Here is a 415-nt window from a genome sequence, read left to right on the forward strand (position 1 = left end):
GTCGCGGTACAGGGTCGCCAGGTCGACGGTGTTGCCGCGCGAGAGGATCTTGGCGCGGAAGGTGTCGCCGTTGGCACGGGTCAGGCCGCCGTTCTCGACGAACCACTCGAACGCGTCATGGTCCAGCACTTCCGACCAGAAGTAGGCGTAGTAGCCGGCCGAGTAGCCGCCGCCCCAGATGTGGTCGAAGTAGGTCGTGCGGTAGCGCGGCGGCACTTCGGCCAGGTCGACCTTGAACTTCTTCAGGGTATCGGCCTCGAACTTGCTCACGTCCTGCAGCGGCGCATCGGCCGGCAGGGTGTGCCAGCCCAGGTCGAGCAGCGCGGCCGCCAGGTATTCGGTCGTGGCGTAGCCCTGGTTGAAGGTCTTGGCCTTCTGGATCTTGTCCACCAGCGCCTGCGGCATCGCCTCGCCG

The 415-nt window shown here is 66.5% G+C and carries 1 protein-coding gene; it reads right to left on the bottom strand.

The annotated features are described in order from the left end of the window. A partial coding sequence (locus SB822_RS55105; RefSeq protein WP_410858849.1) for a M3 family metallopeptidase occupies nt 1-415 on the bottom strand: 415 nt, incomplete at both ends.

Source organism: Paraburkholderia sp. SIMBA_054, assembly GCF_046534875.1.
In the GTDB taxonomy this organism is placed as follows: Bacteria; Pseudomonadota; Gammaproteobacteria; order Burkholderiales; family Burkholderiaceae; genus Paraburkholderia; species Paraburkholderia hospita.